This window comes from Pectobacterium wasabiae CFBP 3304, from assembly GCF_001742185.1.
Taxonomy (GTDB): Bacteria; Pseudomonadota; Gammaproteobacteria; order Enterobacterales; family Enterobacteriaceae; genus Pectobacterium; species Pectobacterium wasabiae.
The window spans coordinates 4,062,389-4,077,524 of record NZ_CP015750.1; the positions used below are offsets into that span (position 1 = coordinate 4,062,389).

Annotated in this window: 17 protein-coding genes; 10 read left to right on the forward strand and 7 right to left on the reverse strand. The window is 50.6% G+C overall.

Annotation, left to right across the window (positions count from 1 at the left end; all coding sequences use genetic code 11):
* Positions 1 to 21 precede the first annotated feature (21 nt).
* Positions 22 to 264, forward strand: coding sequence for a YoaH family protein (locus A7983_RS18560; protein ID WP_005968810.1), 243 nt, complete (start codon positions 22 to 24; stop codon positions 262 to 264).
* 42 nt (positions 265 to 306) lie between these two features.
* Here A7983_RS18560 and A7983_RS18565 read toward each other — a convergent pair whose 3' ends face one another.
* Positions 307 to 651 carry a RidA family protein gene (locus tag A7983_RS18565; RefSeq protein ID WP_005968809.1) on the reverse strand — a complete coding sequence of 115 codons (345 nt, stop codon included), beginning with the start codon at positions 649 to 651 and terminating at the stop codon, positions 307 to 309.
* Between the two features lie 193 nt (positions 652 to 844).
* Between A7983_RS18565 and A7983_RS18570 the strand changes: the two genes are divergently transcribed.
* The 5 genes from A7983_RS18570 to rnd all read left to right on the forward strand — a co-directional run bounded on the left by A7983_RS18570 (position 845) and on the right by rnd (position 7,682).
* The gene (locus A7983_RS18570) at positions 845 to 2,764 is read left to right on the forward strand and encodes an ATP-dependent DNA helicase (RefSeq protein ID WP_005968808.1); all 1,920 of its coding nucleotides are present in this window, start codon (positions 845 to 847) and stop codon (positions 2,762 to 2,764) included.
* A gap of 115 nt (positions 2,765 to 2,879) precedes the next feature.
* Positions 2,880 to 3,581: a tRNA (adenosine(37)-N6)-threonylcarbamoyltransferase complex dimerization subunit type 1 TsaB gene (gene tsaB / locus A7983_RS18575; RefSeq protein WP_005968807.1), complete on the forward strand. Its 702-nt coding sequence runs from the start codon at positions 2,880 to 2,882 to the stop codon at positions 3,579 to 3,581.
* 139 nt (positions 3,582 to 3,720) lie between these two features.
* The gene (locus A7983_RS18580; RefSeq protein WP_269466006.1) at positions 3,721 to 4,323 is read left to right on the forward strand and encodes a Slp family lipoprotein; all 603 of its coding nucleotides are present in this window, start codon (positions 3,721 to 3,723) and stop codon (positions 4,321 to 4,323) included.
* 337 nt (positions 4,324 to 4,660) lie between these two features.
* Complete coding sequence (gene fadD, locus A7983_RS18585; RefSeq protein ID WP_152413529.1) at positions 4,661 to 6,346, forward strand: long-chain-fatty-acid--CoA ligase FadD; 1,686 nt, start codon at positions 4,661 to 4,663, stop codon at positions 6,344 to 6,346.
* 211 nt (positions 6,347 to 6,557) lie between these two features.
* On the forward strand, positions 6,558 to 7,682 hold the full coding sequence (rnd, locus tag A7983_RS18590; protein ID WP_005968803.1) for a ribonuclease D: 1,125 nt from the start codon (positions 6,558 to 6,560) through the stop codon (positions 7,680 to 7,682).
* 265 nt (positions 7,683 to 7,947) lie between these two features.
* On the opposite strand, the gene minE is transcribed toward rnd, so the two are convergent.
* From minE to minC, 3 genes are read right to left on the reverse strand one after another with little or no spacing between them, the layout of a single operon-like run.
* Positions 7,948 to 8,217: a cell division topological specificity factor MinE gene (gene minE, locus A7983_RS18595; protein ID WP_005968801.1), complete on the reverse strand. Its 270-nt coding sequence runs from the start codon at positions 8,215 to 8,217 to the stop codon at positions 7,948 to 7,950.
* Between the two features lie 3 nt (positions 8,218 to 8,220).
* On the reverse strand, positions 8,221 to 9,033 hold the full coding sequence (gene minD, locus A7983_RS18600; RefSeq protein ID WP_005968799.1) for a septum site-determining protein MinD: 813 nt from the start codon (positions 9,031 to 9,033) through the stop codon (positions 8,221 to 8,223).
* Positions 9,034 to 9,053: 20 nt separating this feature from the next.
* The gene (gene minC / locus A7983_RS18605; RefSeq protein WP_005968797.1) at positions 9,054 to 9,740 is read right to left on the reverse strand and encodes a septum site-determining protein MinC; all 687 of its coding nucleotides are present in this window, start codon (positions 9,738 to 9,740) and stop codon (positions 9,054 to 9,056) included.
* A gap of 136 nt (positions 9,741 to 9,876) precedes the next feature.
* On the opposite strand from minC, the gene A7983_RS18610 reads away from it, so the two are divergent.
* The 3 genes from A7983_RS18610 to A7983_RS18620 all read left to right on the forward strand — a co-directional run bounded on the left by A7983_RS18610 (position 9,877) and on the right by A7983_RS18620 (position 11,688).
* Positions 9,877 to 10,134, forward strand: a complete 258-nt coding sequence (locus A7983_RS18610) for a YcgL domain-containing protein (protein WP_005968795.1) — start codon at positions 9,877 to 9,879, stop codon at positions 10,132 to 10,134.
* A gap of 343 nt (positions 10,135 to 10,477) precedes the next feature.
* Positions 10,478 to 11,134 (forward strand): fumarylacetoacetate hydrolase family protein, encoded by a 657-nt coding sequence (locus tag A7983_RS18615; protein WP_005968793.1) that lies wholly within the window; start codon positions 10,478 to 10,480, stop codon positions 11,132 to 11,134.
* Positions 11,135 to 11,241: 107 nt separating this feature from the next.
* Positions 11,242 to 11,688, forward strand: a complete 447-nt coding sequence (locus tag A7983_RS18620; RefSeq protein ID WP_005968791.1) for a YcgN family cysteine cluster protein — start codon at positions 11,242 to 11,244, stop codon at positions 11,686 to 11,688.
* 100 nt (positions 11,689 to 11,788) lie between these two features.
* Here the strand turns inward: A7983_RS18620 and mgtS are convergent, their stop codons facing one another.
* Complete coding sequence (mgtS, locus tag A7983_RS24000) at positions 11,789 to 11,884, reverse strand: protein MgtS (RefSeq protein ID WP_005968788.1); 96 nt, start codon at positions 11,882 to 11,884, stop codon at positions 11,789 to 11,791.
* Between the two features lie 313 nt (positions 11,885 to 12,197).
* Between mgtS and A7983_RS18625 the strand changes: the two genes are divergently transcribed.
* Entirely contained in the window at positions 12,198 to 12,395 is a 198-nt protein-coding gene (locus A7983_RS18625) for a hypothetical protein (RefSeq protein WP_005968786.1), read from the forward strand.
* A gap of 278 nt (positions 12,396 to 12,673) precedes the next feature.
* Here the strand turns inward: A7983_RS18625 and dsbB are convergent, their stop codons facing one another.
* Complete coding sequence (gene dsbB / locus A7983_RS18630) at positions 12,674 to 13,204, reverse strand: disulfide bond formation protein DsbB (protein WP_005968784.1); 531 nt, start codon at positions 13,202 to 13,204, stop codon at positions 12,674 to 12,676.
* Positions 13,205 to 13,399: 195 nt separating this feature from the next.
* Complete coding sequence (gene nhaB / locus A7983_RS18635) at positions 13,400 to 14,980, reverse strand: sodium/proton antiporter NhaB (RefSeq protein WP_005968782.1); 1,581 nt, start codon at positions 14,978 to 14,980, stop codon at positions 13,400 to 13,402.
* Positions 14,981 to 15,136: the final 156 nt, after the last annotated feature.

A 15,136-nucleotide genomic window follows, 5' to 3' on the forward strand; every position in this document is an offset into this window, starting at 1 on the left:
TTTATCAACTAGGAAATTATCATGATTGCAGGTATGCCCGCGCTGACACATAAACAGCAGCAAGATGCCGTAGAGCGCATTCAGGAACTGATGTCTGAAGGCATGAGCAGCGGACAGGCGATCGCGCTCGTCGCGGCAGAAATTCGCGAAAACCATAAGGGCGGCAACGTCGCGGTGATGTTTGACGAAGACGATGATGACATGGTTAATGATAGCGATGAAGAACATCATTTTGACGATGGTGAAGAGGAGGACGAGCAGTAACTGCCATCCTCTTCGTAGGTATTGTATATAAGGGGCTATGGTTTATACCGCCGCGATTGCTTTTATTTCGACTTTAAATTTCGGATGCATCAACTTCGCCTGCACAGTGCAGCGTACTGGTGCGCTGCCAGCTACGACCCAGGTATCCCATGCGGCGTTCATCGCGGCAAAATCATCGGCGTCGGCGAGAAAAATCGTCACGTCCAGTAGCTTGCTCTTATCCGTTCCAGCCTGTTTTAGGACCGCATCTATCGCGCCCAGCGCGTTTTCCGTCTGTGACTGCGCGTCGTCATCCAGATTCTCTGGCACGCTGGTGTAATAGAGCGTGTTGTTATAGATAACGGCGTCTGACCAGCGTGCTTCGGGATTAATACGTGTGATCGCCATGGGTGAAGTTCCTCCTAAGGTAATAAAAGCGAATCGCCAAGCCTACCACAGTGGGCATTGGCCTGCTTTCCTGATTTAAGGTGGTAGCGCCGAGTGACTCTTGGCATAATCAGCGCGATATTTTTGCCGCAGCCTGAAACGGTTAGAGGCTTATAGCATTACTCTACATAATTCCTTTGAAAAGAGAGCTGGCGTGACGAACGATCGGGTAATCGATGATTTTGCTAATGACGGTGCGCTGGCGAAGGCGATCACGGGCTTCAAGCCTCGTGAGCCACAGCGGCAGATGGCGCAAGCCGTCATGCGGGCCATCGACGATAAAACGGCGCTAGTGGTAGAAGCGGGAACCGGAACCGGTAAAACCTATGCTTACCTTGCGCCAGCCTTGCGTTCGGATAAAAAAGTCATCATCTCGACCGGTTCGAAAGCGCTACAGGACCAGCTCTATAGTCGCGATTTACCGACGGTCGCGCAGGCGCTGAAGTACAAAGGCAAGTTAGCGCTGCTGAAAGGCCGTTCTAACTATCTCTGCCTGGAACGGCTTGAACAGCAATCGCTGGGTGGCGGTGATTTACCCGGCGAAACGCTGAGCGAACTGGTCAGGCTGCGCGGCTGGTCGTCGGAAACCACAGAAGGCGATGTCACGACCTGTGCAGGTGTGGCGGAAGACAGTACGATCTGGCCACTCGTGACCAGCACTAACGATAACTGTCTGGGCAGTGACTGCCCGCATTATAAAGAGTGCTTCGTGGTGAAGGCGCGGCGCAAAGCGATGGATGCCGATATCGTGGTGGTTAACCATCATCTCTATCTGGCGGACATGGTAGTGAAGGAAACGGGTTTTGCGGAACTGATCCCGGAAAGCGACGTCGTGATTTTCGATGAGGCCCACCAGATTCCCGATATCGCCAGTCAATATTTCGGCCAGCAGCTTTCCAGCCGCCAACTGCTGGATCTGGCAAAAGACATCATCATTGCTTACCGCACAGAAGTGCGTGATGCCTCTCAGCTACAGAAAAGTGCCGATCGCCTGACGCAAAGTACGCAGGATTTTCGGTTGGCGCTGGGCGATCCGGGGTTTCGCGGTAACTTACGCGATGTGCTCGAACAGCCGTCGCTTCAGCGTGCGCTGCTGTTGCTGGATGACGCACTGGAGCTGTGTTACGACGTTGCGAAACTGTCGCTGGGGCGTTCAGCATTGCTGGATGTCGCCTTTGAACGCGCCACACTTTACCGCAACCGATTGAAACGGCTGAAAGACGTCCAGTTGCCGGGTTACAGCTACTGGTATGAATGCAATTCGCGTCATTTTGTGTTGGCGCTGACACCGTTGTCCGTCGCCGATCGCTTTCGTGAACTGATAAAAGAGAAGCCTGCGGCCTGGGTGTTTACCTCCGCGACGCTGTCCGTTAACGATCAACTTTTCCACTTCACCGATAGGCTGGGGTTGGATAACGCGAATACGCTCCTGTTACCCAGCCCGTTTGATTATGCCAATCAGGCGCTGCTCTGCGTCCCGCGTAACCTGCCGGAAACCAATCGCCCGGGGGCGGCGAAAAGGTTGGCGGCGATGCTACGACCGTTGATTGAAGCGAATCAGGGGCGTTGTTTTATGCTGTGTACCTCGCATCAGATGATGCGCGATTTGGCTGCTGAGTTCCGTGCGACGTTGACGTTACCAGTGCTGTTGCAGGGGGAAACGGGCAAGGCGCAATTGCTGTCGCAGTTTGTGTCAGCGGGTAATGCTTTGCTGGTGGCGACCAGCAGCTTCTGGGAAGGCGTGGATGTGCGCGGTGATACGCTTTCCTGTGTCATTATCGATAAATTGCCGTTTACCTCGCCGGACGATCCGCTGCTGAAAGCGCGTATAGAGGATTGTCGCCTGCGCGGCGGTGAGCCGTTCGACGATGTGCAGGTCCCCGATGCGGTAATTACCCTGAAACAAGGCGTAGGACGCCTCATCCGTGATGTTGAGGATCGCGGAGTGATTGTGATTTGCGATAATCGACTGGTGATGCGGCCGTATGGTGCGGTGTTTCTTAATAGTTTGCCACCGACACCGCGTACCCGTGATATTCAGCAAGCGATTACCTTCCTGACGCGTAGCTCATAATCCCAATTGGCGATTGCCGTATGGCCTGACCGATGGCGGGAAGGGCTACGGCACGACAGGGGGCTTATGCTATGATACGGCTTATTAAGATTTATTTATCCTGCCTGAGGTTGGCATGTCTACGCGAATTCTAGCGCTTGATACTGCAACGGAAGCCTGTTCCGTCGCGCTTTGGAATGAAGGCGAAATTCATTCCCTGTTTGAAATTTGTCCCCGTGAACACACACAACGTATCTTACCGATGGTCCAGCAGGTGCTGGCCGACAGCGGCCTGACGCTTAACGATCTTGATGCGCTTGCCTTTGGCCAGGGACCGGGAAGTTTTACCGGCGTGCGGATTGGTATCGGCATTGCGCAGGGGCTGGCGCTGGGGGCGGATTTACCGCTGCTTGGTATATCGTCGCTGGCAACCATGGCGCAGGGGGCTTTCCGCCAGACGCAGGCGATGCAAGTGCTGGCGGCCATTGATGCGCGGATGGGAGAAGTGTACTGGGGCTGCTATCAGCGTGATGCTGACGGCGGCTGGCAGGGGGAATCCGAAGAAGCGGTATTGAAACCTGAACAGGTGCAGGCGTTAACCGTCGCGCTGTCAGGCGAGTGGGCCACGGTAGGTACCGGGTGGGAAACCTATCCTGAGCTGGTCAACCATTCCGCACTGGTGTTGACGAAGGGCGACATACTGCTGCCGCAGGCACAGGACATGTTACCGCTGGCCTGTCGGCTCTGGCAGGCAGGAAAAGCGGTCAGCGTCGAGAATGCGCAACCGTGCTACCTGCGTAATGAAGTGACCTGGAAAAAATTGCCCGGCCGCGCGTAGTAGAACGCAGATTCGGCGTGACGTATAGCGGGAATAAACAGCAACTTATTCGATGCTGAGCAGTCTAACTGTCAGATACCTGAGAGGAGGTTGTGCCATGCTCGTAGAAATAAAAAGCGTACAAATAAAAAGTATGCGCATGAAAAGAATGCATCTGAATCGGAAAAGCGCACGCCTTTCTATGATGGCTGCGGCAGCGCTGTTGCTTTCAGGTTGCGTCACGGTGCCGGATGCCATCAAAGGCACCTCGCCAACGCCACAAGACGACTTGGTGCGAGTGATGAATGCGCCGCAGATTTATGTCGGTCAGGAGTCACGTTTTGGCGGGCGGGTGGTCAGCATCCGCAATGAAGCGAATAAAACCCGTCTGGAAATTGCCAGTATGCCGCTGGATAGCGGGGCGAAACCGCTGTTGGATATGCCGTCAGAAGGGCGCTTTATCGCCTATGTAAATCGCTTTCTGGAACCAGTCGATTTTAAAGACCAACTGGTGACCGTTGTTGGACCGATTGTCGGCACCGAACAGGGCGCTATCGGTGATAAACCTTATCGCTATGTCGTGATCGATGCGCAAGGCTACAAACGCTGGAATGTCGTGCAGCGTCTGATGGTGCCGCCCGGCGGTTACGGCTATGGTCCGTGGGGATGGCGCGCAGGTTATGGTTATGGCTGGGGCCCCGGATGGGGATTCGACGGCGGTTGGCCGGGTCCGGCACGGATTGAGAATATCGTGACAGAATAAGAATCTACCCATTAGGACTATTTCATTTGTCATTTTGAACTTGGGCAGTGTTCAAAATCTTCACGTACTACGTATGTAAAAAGATCAGGCGACGCAGGTTGCCTGATTTTTTTTGAAAAAAATAGACCGTAAATAATTCGGCGCGCATGACAAAACGTTAACGTTTTGAGTAATACACAGGCAGCTTGATGTATGGCGGGGATAAATAAGTGATCGTCCTCGCAACCTTAACATTGTTTGTTAGCTAACTGGTAGGCTGAGTTAAAATAATGTTAATAACTATATGCCTATGAGGGCGACGACGATGCCACTAAAAAAATATCTCGGGAGTGACGTCTTGGAAAAAATTTGGTTATCACGTTATCCGGCAGACGTTCCGGCGGAAATCGATCCCGATCGCTATTCGTCGTTGATTGACATGTTTGAGAATGCCGTGAGGCGTTACGCCGATCGGCCTGCTTTCGTCAATATGGGTGAAGTGATGACGTTTCGTAAGTTGGAAGAGCGGAGTCGGGCGTTTGCGGCCTATCTGCAAAACCAGCTTAAATTGCAAAAAGGCGACCGCGTAGCGTTGATGATGCCAAATCTGCTGCAATATCCCGTTGCGTTATTTGGTGTGTTACGTGCAGGTATGGTTGTCGTCAATGTTAACCCGCTGTATACGCCGCGTGAACTAGAACACCAGCTAAAAGACAGCGGTGCTAGCACGATTGTGATCGTATCTAATTTTGCGCATACGCTGGAAAAAATCGTCCATAACACGGCGGTGAAGCACGTCATCCTGACCCGTATGGGCGATCAGCTCTCTACGGCAAAAGGTACATTAGTAAATTTCGTGGTGAAATACATTAAGCGACTGGTGCCCAAATATCATTTGCCGGATGCCATCTCGTTTCGGCGTGTTTTGCAAGAGGGGCGGCGTCAGCAATATATTCGCCCCGATATCATCAGTAGTGAACTGGCGTTTCTGCAATATACCGGCGGCACCACGGGCGTCGCTAAAGGCGCGATGCTTACGCACCGCAATATGTTGGCGAACCTTGAACAGTGTAAGGCAGCTTACGGTTCCGTGTTGCGTGAAGAACGTGAATTGGTAGTGACGGCTCTTCCGTTGTATCACATCTATGCATTGATGGTGAATGGTCTGCTGTTCTTTGAACTGGGTGGAAAGAACCTCTTGATCACCAATCCTCGCGATATTCCAGCGGTGGTGAAGGAGTTGAAGCAATACCCCTTTACGGCGATTACTGGCGTAAATACCTTATTTAATGCATTGCTCAATAATAAAGAGTTTCATGAACTAGATTTTTCGACATTGCGACTCTCTGCAGGCGGAGGTGCCTCGGTACAGCAATCGGTGGCGGAGCGTTGGGAAAAATTGACGGGCAAGCATCTGCTCGAAGGGTACGGATTGACAGAGAGTTCACCCGTGGTATCGGGCAATCCTTACGACCTTAAGCATTACAGTGGCAGCATTGGGCTGCCCGTGCCGTCAACCGATGTCAGAATTATCGACGATAACGGCAACGATGCCGGGCCGGGCGAGTCCGGTGAGTTGTGGGTGCGTGGGCCACAGATAATGTTAGGGTACTGGCAGCAGCCTGCCGCGACGGATGAGGTGCTGAAAGACGGTTGGTTGGCAACGGGTGACATTGTCACGTCTGATGATGAAGGATTCCTGCGGGTAATCGATCGTAAGAAAGACATGATTCTGGTTTCTGGTTTTAACGTCTATCCGACGGAAATTGAAGATGTGATCAGTCGTCATCCCAAAGTGTCTGAATCGGCGGTGGTTGGGGTAGAAAGTGAGGTCTCCGGCGAGGCAGTAAAAGCCTTTGTGGTAAGGCGTGATAACTCGTTAACGAAAGATGAACTCATTACCCACTGTCGCCGCAATCTTACCAGCTATAAAGTGCCGAAAGCGATCGAGTTCTGTGACGATCTGCCGAAATCCAACGTCGGGAAAATCTTGCGCCGCGAACTGCGTGACGAGAAGAAGGCGAAGAAAGACGCTGCCGCCTGACTATTTTCCACGAAAACGACTGCCAGAGAGAGGCAGGACGCGATATGATGTTTTCACGCCGGTTTATCCGGCGTTCTTTTTTATGACGGATGAACCGCCGTCACCCTATGGGCCGTCGCTTGCGACGTTAAAAATTTCCGCCGGGAATTTTTTACGGCGATACGGATTTGACCCAGAACCGTAAAGTAAAAACAACCAAGAGAATGACGTTTTGAATTATCAGTTGATCACTTCCGACATCGGGTTACAACAGATCTGCGCTCAGGCGCAACGCTTTCCGCAGGTGGCATTGGACACGGAGTTTGTCAGAACCCGCACGTATTACCCGCAATTAGGGTTGATTCAATTGTATGACGGCGAACAGCTTTCGCTTATCGACCCGTTAACGATTACCGACTGGGCTCCTTTTCAGGCGTTGCTGCGTGACGAGCAGGTCACTAAATTCCTGCATGCAGGCAGCGAGGATCTGGAGGTGTTTCTCAATACGTTTGGAACACTGCCGACGCCTTTCGTTGATACACAGATTCTGGCCGCATTTTTAGGCAAGCCGCTTTCTTATGGCTTTGCTGCGCTGGTGGCCGACTACATGGGCGTGACGCTGGATAAAAGCGAGTCGAGAACGGACTGGCTCGCCCGTCCGCTGAGCGAAAAACAGTGTGATTACGCGGCCGCCGATGTGTTCTACCTGTTGCCGATGGCCATTCAACTGGTGACGGATACCGAAGCCGCGGGGTGGATGAACGCCGCGTTGGACGAGTGTCTCCTGCTTTGTCAGCGTAAACAGGATATTTTAGCCCCGGCATTGGCCTATCGTGAATTTGGCAACGCCTGGCAGCTACGTGGTCGGAGTCTGGCTTGCCTTCAGCGTCTGGCTGAGTGGCGCTTGCGTAAGGCGCGTGAGCGGGACAGCGCGGTGAATTTTGTGGTGCGTGAAGAGAACCTTTTGCAAGTGGCGCGTTGTCTGCCGTCTTCGCTGGGAGAACTGAGTTCTCTGGGGCTAAGCGGCCCAGAGATCCGCTACCACGGAAAAACGCTGCTGGATTGTGTCGCGCAAACGGACGGCATTGCTGACGTGGATTGCCCACCGCCAGTGATTAATTTGATCGACCATCCCGGTTATAAAAAAGCGTTTAAAGATATCAAGGCGTTGGTACAGCGCGCGAGTGAACAGAGTGGCTTGTCCGCCGAATTATTAGCTTCACGCCGCCAAATTAATCGCCTGCTGAACTGGCACTGGAAATTAACCGGGCAAGATGCGAGTACGCCGGAAATGTTGTCTGGCTGGCGCGGCCAGTTATATGGTGATGAACTGCGTGAAATTGTGCAGGGCTATTAATCATCGGTAGATGTGCATTCTCAATATGCCTTATTTGTTGCGATGCTTCAATTATGGAAAAGCAGCAAATAGGGCGAAAAGAATGCGGTGAAAAAACAGAATGAGAAATAAAGACTGGGTAAATATACAGTTTATTTTAAACGATTCGAGTTTTAGAAAGGTGATAAAAGAAAAAATCCTGATGGTTTACTCAGGTAAGTGATTCAGATGTATGACGGGAATAGATATCCCCTGCATGAAAGCAGGGGACATTAAAGCAGAAAAATCATTTAGGTGTTTCTTCCGCTTCCGGTAAGGTCACGTTCAACTCAAGTACGGAAATATCATCTCCTTTTTGCTCAAGTTGAACCGTTACCATCTCAGGATCAATCTGCACGTATCTACAGATAACCTCAAGAATGTCTCGCTTTAATTGCGGCAGATAATGGGGTTCGCTATCACCCCGGCGTCGCTCCGCGACAATAATTTGCAGCCGTTCCTTGGCAATATTGGCTGTCGTTTTTTTGCGGGACAGAAAGAAGTCCAGTAAAGCCATAATTTATCCCCCAAAAAGTCGTTTAAGGAAACCCTTCTTCTCTTCTTCAATAAAACGGAAAGGACGCTCTTCGCCCAGTAAACGTTCAACGGTATCCGCGTAGGCTTTACCTGCATCGGCTTCCGCATCCAGAATGACGGGTTCACCCTGGTTAGAGGCGCGGAGTACGGATTGATCTTCAGGGATCACGCCAACCAGCGGGATCCGCAGGATTTCAAGGACGTCTTCCATACTCAGCATGTCGCCACGGCTTACCCGGCCTGGGTTGTAGCGCGTCAGCAACAGGTGTTCTTTGATCGGCTCTTCAGAACGTTCCGCACGACGTGATTTTGAGGACAAAATGCCCAAAATACGGTCGGAATCGCGGACGGAAGAGACTTCCGGGTTGGTGGTGATAATCGCTTCATCAGCAAAATAGAGCGCCATCAACGCACCGGTTTCAATCCCGGCTGGCGAATCACATACGATAAAATCGAACTCCATATCGCCCAGGTCGTTGAGTATTTTTTCCACGCCCTCATGCGTTAACGCATCCTTATCGCGCGTTTGTGATGCAGGCAGAATATAGAGGTTGTCCGTTCTCTTATCTTTGATCAGCGCCTGATTCAGTGTGGCATCACCCTGAATCACGTTCACGAAGTCATACACCACGCGACGCTCACATCCCATGATTAGGTCGAGGTTACGCAGACCGATGTCAAAATCGATGACAACCGTCTTTTTTCCTTTCTGGGCTAAACCGGTAGCAATGGCCGCGCTTGATGTGGTCTTGCCAACGCCCCCTTTACCCGATGTAACAACAATGATGCGTGCCATAAATGTTTCCTTGGGAGATTCTAGTCTAGAGGTTTTATCGTTAACACATTGTCCAGCAGGTTCAGGTTGATCCGTGCTGGCTGCCCAAAATACGCTTCAGGTATCTGGTCGCTCAGCCAGTAACGTCCGGCGATAGAGACCAGTTCTGCGGCCAGATGCGTACAGAATATCTGGCTTTGAACATCGCCAGAAACGCCCGCGAGGGCCCGGCCGCGCATCATGCCGTAAATATGAATATTGCCATCAGCAATCACCTCTGCCCCTGCGCTGACGCTGCTCATGACGATTAAGTCACTGTTCCGAGCATAAATCTGTTGGCCGGAGCGAACAGGGGTGTTGATGATTTTTGTCTTCACTACAGCAGGAACGGCAGCAACGGGTTCAACGGCCCGACGTTGTGCTTTGCCTTCACTCAAAAGAGGAAGCCCCGCCTGCGCAATGGCTTGTTTTAATACGTCGTCGGTGCATCCGCTGACGCCGACGACATGCAGACCAGTTGATGAAATGGCCTGCTGCAATTTTATCCAGTCGGTTTCCGCAGTTAATGCAGCAACATTAATGACAACGGGGGCATTTTTCAGGAAAGCAGGCGCTTGCTCTATTTTTTCCTGTAGTGCCTGGTAAATTACCTCGGGTTGGGGATCATGCAAATGAACAACCGATAAGGTAAAGCTGCTGCCTTTTAGCTCTATTGGCGTTTGTGACATCTATCCTGACTCAGTTTCAGCATCTTTTAATCCCTAGAGTAACATTTAAGGCATGATATTCCAGAGCGCTGTAAGCATGTTATAGTTACAATTATATACAGGCAAGATGGCATTCCCATCAAATAGAGTAAAAAAAATGTTTTGTGTGATCTATCGAAGTGCGAAACGCGATCAGACCTATCTTTATGTTGAAAAAAAAGACGATTTCTCACGCGTGCCTGAAGAATTAATGAAAAGTTTCGGCGCACCGCAGTTAGCCATGGTTTTACCACTGGATAAGCGTAAAAAACTGGCGAATGCCGATATAGAAAAAGTGAAACTTGCGCTACAGGAACAGGGTTTTTATCTACAGGTTCCGCCACCGGTTGAAAGCTTATTAACCACTCCAGTGTAAGTGTAAAAAAATAATACCAAGCCGTACTTTCAGATAAAGCCGCACACATAATTTGGCGTGGAATATTTTGATTGTTTGCATGATATTCCGCGCGATAAATATTCACATTTTGAGTTTTACCCCCGTCATCATTTAATTGTTTCTATTTTTGATAGGTTATGACGCCGTCTTCAAACTGCGCGATCTTCGGTCTCACTCTCTTGAAATCTGTTGGGGTAACCCCGTTGCGATGATATAACGATGGTTTTGCACCATCGTGTTCTTATATAGCTGTTTTCCTTTTGGGCGAGTTCTAACGTCATGAAAGCAGTGATAATCCAACAGACAGGGCAGGAGAATACCCATGTATCAACACAGAGACTGGCAGGGCGCGCTGCTTGATTTTCCGGTAAATAAAGTGGTTTGTGTCGGGAGCAACTACTCAGAACACATCAAAGAAATGGGAAGTGCGACCCCGAGCGAGCCGGTTTTATTCATCAAACCTGAAACCGCACTGTGTGATTTACGTCAGCCCGTCGCCATTCCGAAAAACCTGGGCTCGGTTCACCATGAAGTCGAACTGGCAGTGCTGATCGGCACACCATTAAAGCAGGCGAATGAAGAACGCGTTGCTCGGGCGATTGCGGGTTATGGTGTGGCGCTTGACTTGACGCTGCGTGATTTGCAATCTGAATTCAAAAAAGCGGGTCAGCCGTGGGAAAAAGCCAAAGCCTTTGACGGCTCTTGCCCGATCTCTGGTTTTATTCCGGTTGCCGAGTTTGGCGATCCGCAGCAAACCGATCTGGGTGTAAAAGTGAACGATGAAGTGCGCCAGCAGGGCAACACGCGTGATATGATTACGCCGATTCTGCCGCTGATTGCCTATATGAGCCGTTTCTTTACGCTACGCGCGGGCGATATTATTTTAACGGGTACGCCAAAAGGGGTCGGTCCGATCCTGTCTGGCGATATGCTGACGATTACGGTAAATGACCGGACGCTGAGCACGCGTATTATTTAACGCTCTGGCTGCCCGTGTCGAACGACGGGCAGCAAAACTTCCCCGCAGTGCCTGCCAGAATCACGCATCTTTATTTACAACGCTATCGATTTACAACAGGAAGAAACATGACTGAACGCCCTTTTTGGCAGCAAAAAACGTTGTCTGAGATGTCTGACGATGAATGGGAGTCGCTGTGCGATGGCTGCGGTCAGTGCTGTTTGCATAAACTGATTGATGAGGATACGGAGGAGATCTACTTTACCAACGTCGCCTGTAATCAACTGAATATTAAAAGCTGCCAGTGTCGTAACTATGAAAAACGTTTCGAGTACGAACCAGACTGCATCAAGTTGACGCGAGAAAACCTGCTGACGTTTAACTGGCTACCAGCGACCTGTGCTTATCGTTTGGTTCATGAGCGTGAAGATTTACCGCAGTGGCACCCGCTGGTCTGTGGCACCAAGACAGCAATGCACCGCGAACGTATCTCCGTCCGTCATATTGCCGTGCGCGAAAGTGAGGTGGTGGAGTGGCAGGACCATATACTGAACAAACCTGAGTGGGCGCGGTAGTTTTCGTTCTATGCGGGTTGTTGCATGCCTAAAACAAGAAGCCCCTCAATCTGAATCTCTCAGAAGAGGGGCTTTTTATCGGGGGGAGAGTCAGCGCTCATTAGTCATCCCATTTGGGGCTCAGGTACGCCGCCAGAAAGCTAAGAAAAAGTATGCCGCCCAATACGGCGATGAAAATATTGATATTGCCTAACATGGTTGTTTCTCCTGAATAAATTAATTGCGATAGAAATACCTCATAGGTGATAAGTCGTCGTCGACCTGCGGTATGTACTATAGGCATAAGGAGAGTGTTAATGAAGAAAAAATGCTCAAAAGGGGCGAGTGGTTTATATATCGTTGAGGTAAGAACGTCACATCTCACTGTTGGCGTTGAAACGCTCATCCGCTTTTTGTTCACCACTTCACATTTTTCTTTTTCCTTGTGCGAATCATGCTGTCGTCTCCGGCATAAATCGTGGCGTGTTGTATAATTTTAGAGCAGCATAATCAGCAGAGGGGGAGAGCATGTGATTAACTTTGAGAAAATCATTCTTGAGTACAGCGAGCAGTACACCGACTTTGCTGCCTCCACGATTGCTTTCATGGAAAGTCAGGAAAAAAAGATCGACGCGGATGAAATATCACGCAGAATTCCGCTGGAAAAAAGACCTTTTTTCAACGAGCGATTAGGCCATTATCGCGATATCTACAGACCACAGCAGTGACGGTTGGCACAAGCCTGTGAAGTGTAGAAACGGTTACCAGAAGCCCGACTATTGTCGGGCTTTTCGGTTTATACCCGTCATACTTCAAGTTGCATGTGCGTTGGCTGCGCTACTCGGCCCACTTATGTTGGCCTCACCCCGTTGGGGCCGCTGCAAGCAGCGTTCAAACCTGCCTCTGGCAGACTTGTCAGTCACCCGAATCACTTACTTGAGTAAGTTCATCGGGATTCCTTCGCTTGCCGCCTTCCTGAAACTCGAATTATTTAGGGTATATATAATTAGCGGCTGAAGAGGTCGCGGCGTTTGGGACGGAAAGGTTGAGCGATCAGCACCAGCACGGCAATCAACAGATAAGCGGCGAAGATGCCAAGCAGCCATTGTGGCATTTCCATCGAGAGGAATGACCACTGACGCTCTGAACAATCACCTGTTGCGTTGAAAATGGCGGGAAGCCATTTGTCTAAAGGCAGCCATGATGGGAAGCTGACAAAGAAATCACAGGTGTTAAACGGCGACGGATTTAACAAAATATCGGTGTGTTTCCACGCCAATCGAACCCCTTCATATGAACTGTATATCCATAGCGCGATGGCTGGATAACGCAATAGACTTGACGGCGCGATGGCACCGACAATACCTGCTGCGAACACACCCCATAGCGCACTGCGCTGATAGATACACAGTACACACGGTTTTAATAGCATAACGTGTTGAAAATAGAGCGCAGTCAACTCCAATGCTAAAGCGGTAAACGCCAGCAGCAACCACGCACCGCGCCCGCGTGAGCAACGATTAAGAAATCGCAACATAAAAATATTCCATGCTAAACATGATTGAAGCAGCAGTGTAAACCGTTCTGGCTTCACTGCCATCATTTCACTGTGCAAAACGTAACGATATGTTTGTTTAATGCTTTTCTGTCATTTTTGTGGCGACGCAGACCCTGTTGATAACGTCATCAAGAGGAAAATGGTCGCCACCGTGATGACTATACACGATCGTGATTATGAGTGGCTGCCCGATATGGTCAAATCTGGCAAAGAAATCCAGTGATTATTCATCAAAAAGTCAGTGAACGGCACCAGCGTAAACTCAACGCAAAGCAACCCGACCAACGTCATCACAATGGTATAGGGCAGCGCCATGATCACCATGCGTCCGTAAGAGAGGCGGATAAGCGGAGCCAGCGCGGACGTCAGCAAAAACAGAAACGCAGCTTGCCCATTCGGTGTGGCGACGGAAGGCAGGTTAGTGCCGGTATTAATCGCCACGGCGAGCAGTTCGAACTGGGGTAAGGCGATTTTGCCGCTCTCAAGCGCGTTACGTGCTTCGTTAATGTAAACCGATCCTACAAAAACATTATCGGATATCGATGATAGCAGGCCATTGAACAGATAAAACTGCGTCAGTTGGGCGCTGTCAGAAGATTGCAAGACGTAATGGATAATTGGCGAGAACAGTTGCTGATCGATAATGACGGCGACGATGGCAAAGAAGACGGTCAGCAGCGCGGTAAACGGCATGGCATCCTGAAACGCTTTACCGATAGCGTGTTCTTCGGTCACGCCGCAAAACGTTGTGGCCATAATAATCACGGAAAGGCCAATCAGCCCGACTTCAGCCAGATGAAACGCCAGCGCGATGATGAGCCAGACGCCAATCACCGCTTGCACGAGTAAACGCACATTATCCTGCGGGGTGCGCTTTGCTGTCATATCCCTATCGTAGTCTTCAAGCACGCGGCGCACGTTGTCTGGCAGGTTTACCCCATAGCCGAACAGTTTAAAACGTTCGACCAGCACGCACGTCAGGATGCCGCAAATAAACACGGGGACGGTCACGGGTGACATGCGCAGGAAAAAGCTGACGAAATCCCAGCCAGCGCTTTTCGCAATAATCAGGTTCTGGGGTTCGCCGACCATCGTCATTACACCGCCGAGCGCCGTACCGACGCCAGCGTGCATGAGCAGGCTGCGCAAAAATGCCCGGAATTGCTCCAACGTATAACGATGTTCCTCGCTGCTCAATGCGCTGTCATCGCTGATGTCGGCCTCGTCTTCACCCTGTTGGGAAGCGAAGCGGTGGTAAATACCATAAAATCCGATGGCGACGCTGATGACGACGGCAATCACAGTCAGCGCGTCTAAAAAGGCGGAGAGAAACGCAGCCGCCACACAGAAGGCGAGTGAAAGCAGAGTTTTGGAATGGATGCGCAGCAGCAACTTAGTAAACACAAATAACAGCAATTGCTTCATGAAGTAGATGCCTGCCACCATAAACACCAGCAGCATGAGAACTTCAATATTCCCCGTGACTTCATGCCACACCTGCTGCGGGCTGGTCATACCGACGATGATTGCCTGTAGCGCCAGCAGGCCACCGGGCTGTAACGGGTAGCATTTTAGCGCCATGCCGAGCGTAAAAATAAACTCCACGACCAATAACCAACCGGCCCAGAACGGGCTGACAAAATAGAACAGCAGCGGATTAATTAGCAGGAAGCAGGCAATCGTCAGTTTGTACCAGTTTGGTGACTGCCCAAGAAAATTGTTTAACAGCGCACGGTGGGGGGGCATGCCAATCATAATGGGGAGAGGATCCTTATTCGTTAGAATAGCTTGATGGGTTTTATCATATCGCAAAAACTTTACAAACAGCCATAAGTCTACCGTTCTACGCGGTAAGAGGACGGTTTGCAGTCACAATTTTTCATTGAAATGGTTCGAGGCCTGAGTGCGGCG

Bases quoted from the DNA above. Each gene is read 5' to 3' on its own strand.
- A7983_RS18560 (WP_005968810.1), top strand. From the start codon at position 22: ATGATTGCAGGTATGCCCGCGCTGACACATAAACAGCAGCAAGATGCC.
- A7983_RS18565 (WP_005968809.1), bottom strand. From the start codon at position 651: ATGGCGATCACACGTATTAATCCCGAAGCACGCTGGTCAGACGCCGTT.
- tsaB (WP_005968807.1), top strand. From the start codon at position 2,880: ATGTCTACGCGAATTCTAGCGCTTGATACTGCAACGGAAGCCTGTTCC.
- A7983_RS18580 (WP_269466006.1), top strand. From the start codon at position 3,721: ATGAAAAGAATGCATCTGAATCGGAAAAGCGCACGCCTTTCTATGATG.
- minE (WP_005968801.1), bottom strand. From the start codon at position 8,217: ATGGCTTTACTGGACTTCTTTCTGTCCCGCAAAAAAACGACAGCCAAT.
- minD (WP_005968799.1), bottom strand. From the start codon at position 9,033: ATGGCACGCATCATTGTTGTTACATCGGGTAAAGGGGGCGTTGGCAAG.
- minC (WP_005968797.1), bottom strand. From the start codon at position 9,740: ATGTCACAAACGCCAATAGAGCTAAAAGGCAGCAGCTTTACCTTATCG.
- A7983_RS18610 (WP_005968795.1), top strand. From the start codon at position 9,877: ATGTTTTGTGTGATCTATCGAAGTGCGAAACGCGATCAGACCTATCTT.
- A7983_RS18615 (WP_005968793.1), top strand. From the start codon at position 10,478: ATGTATCAACACAGAGACTGGCAGGGCGCGCTGCTTGATTTTCCGGTA.
- A7983_RS18620 (WP_005968791.1), top strand. From the start codon at position 11,242: ATGACTGAACGCCCTTTTTGGCAGCAAAAAACGTTGTCTGAGATGTCT.
- mgtS (WP_005968788.1), bottom strand. From the start codon at position 11,884: ATGTTAGGCAATATCAATATTTTCATCGCCGTATTGGGCGGCATACTT.
- dsbB (WP_005968784.1), bottom strand. From the start codon at position 13,204: ATGTTGCGATTTCTTAATCGTTGCTCACGCGGGCGCGGTGCGTGGTTG.
- nhaB (WP_005968782.1), bottom strand. From the start codon at position 14,980: ATGATTGGCATGCCCCCCCACCGTGCGCTGTTAAACAATTTTCTTGGG.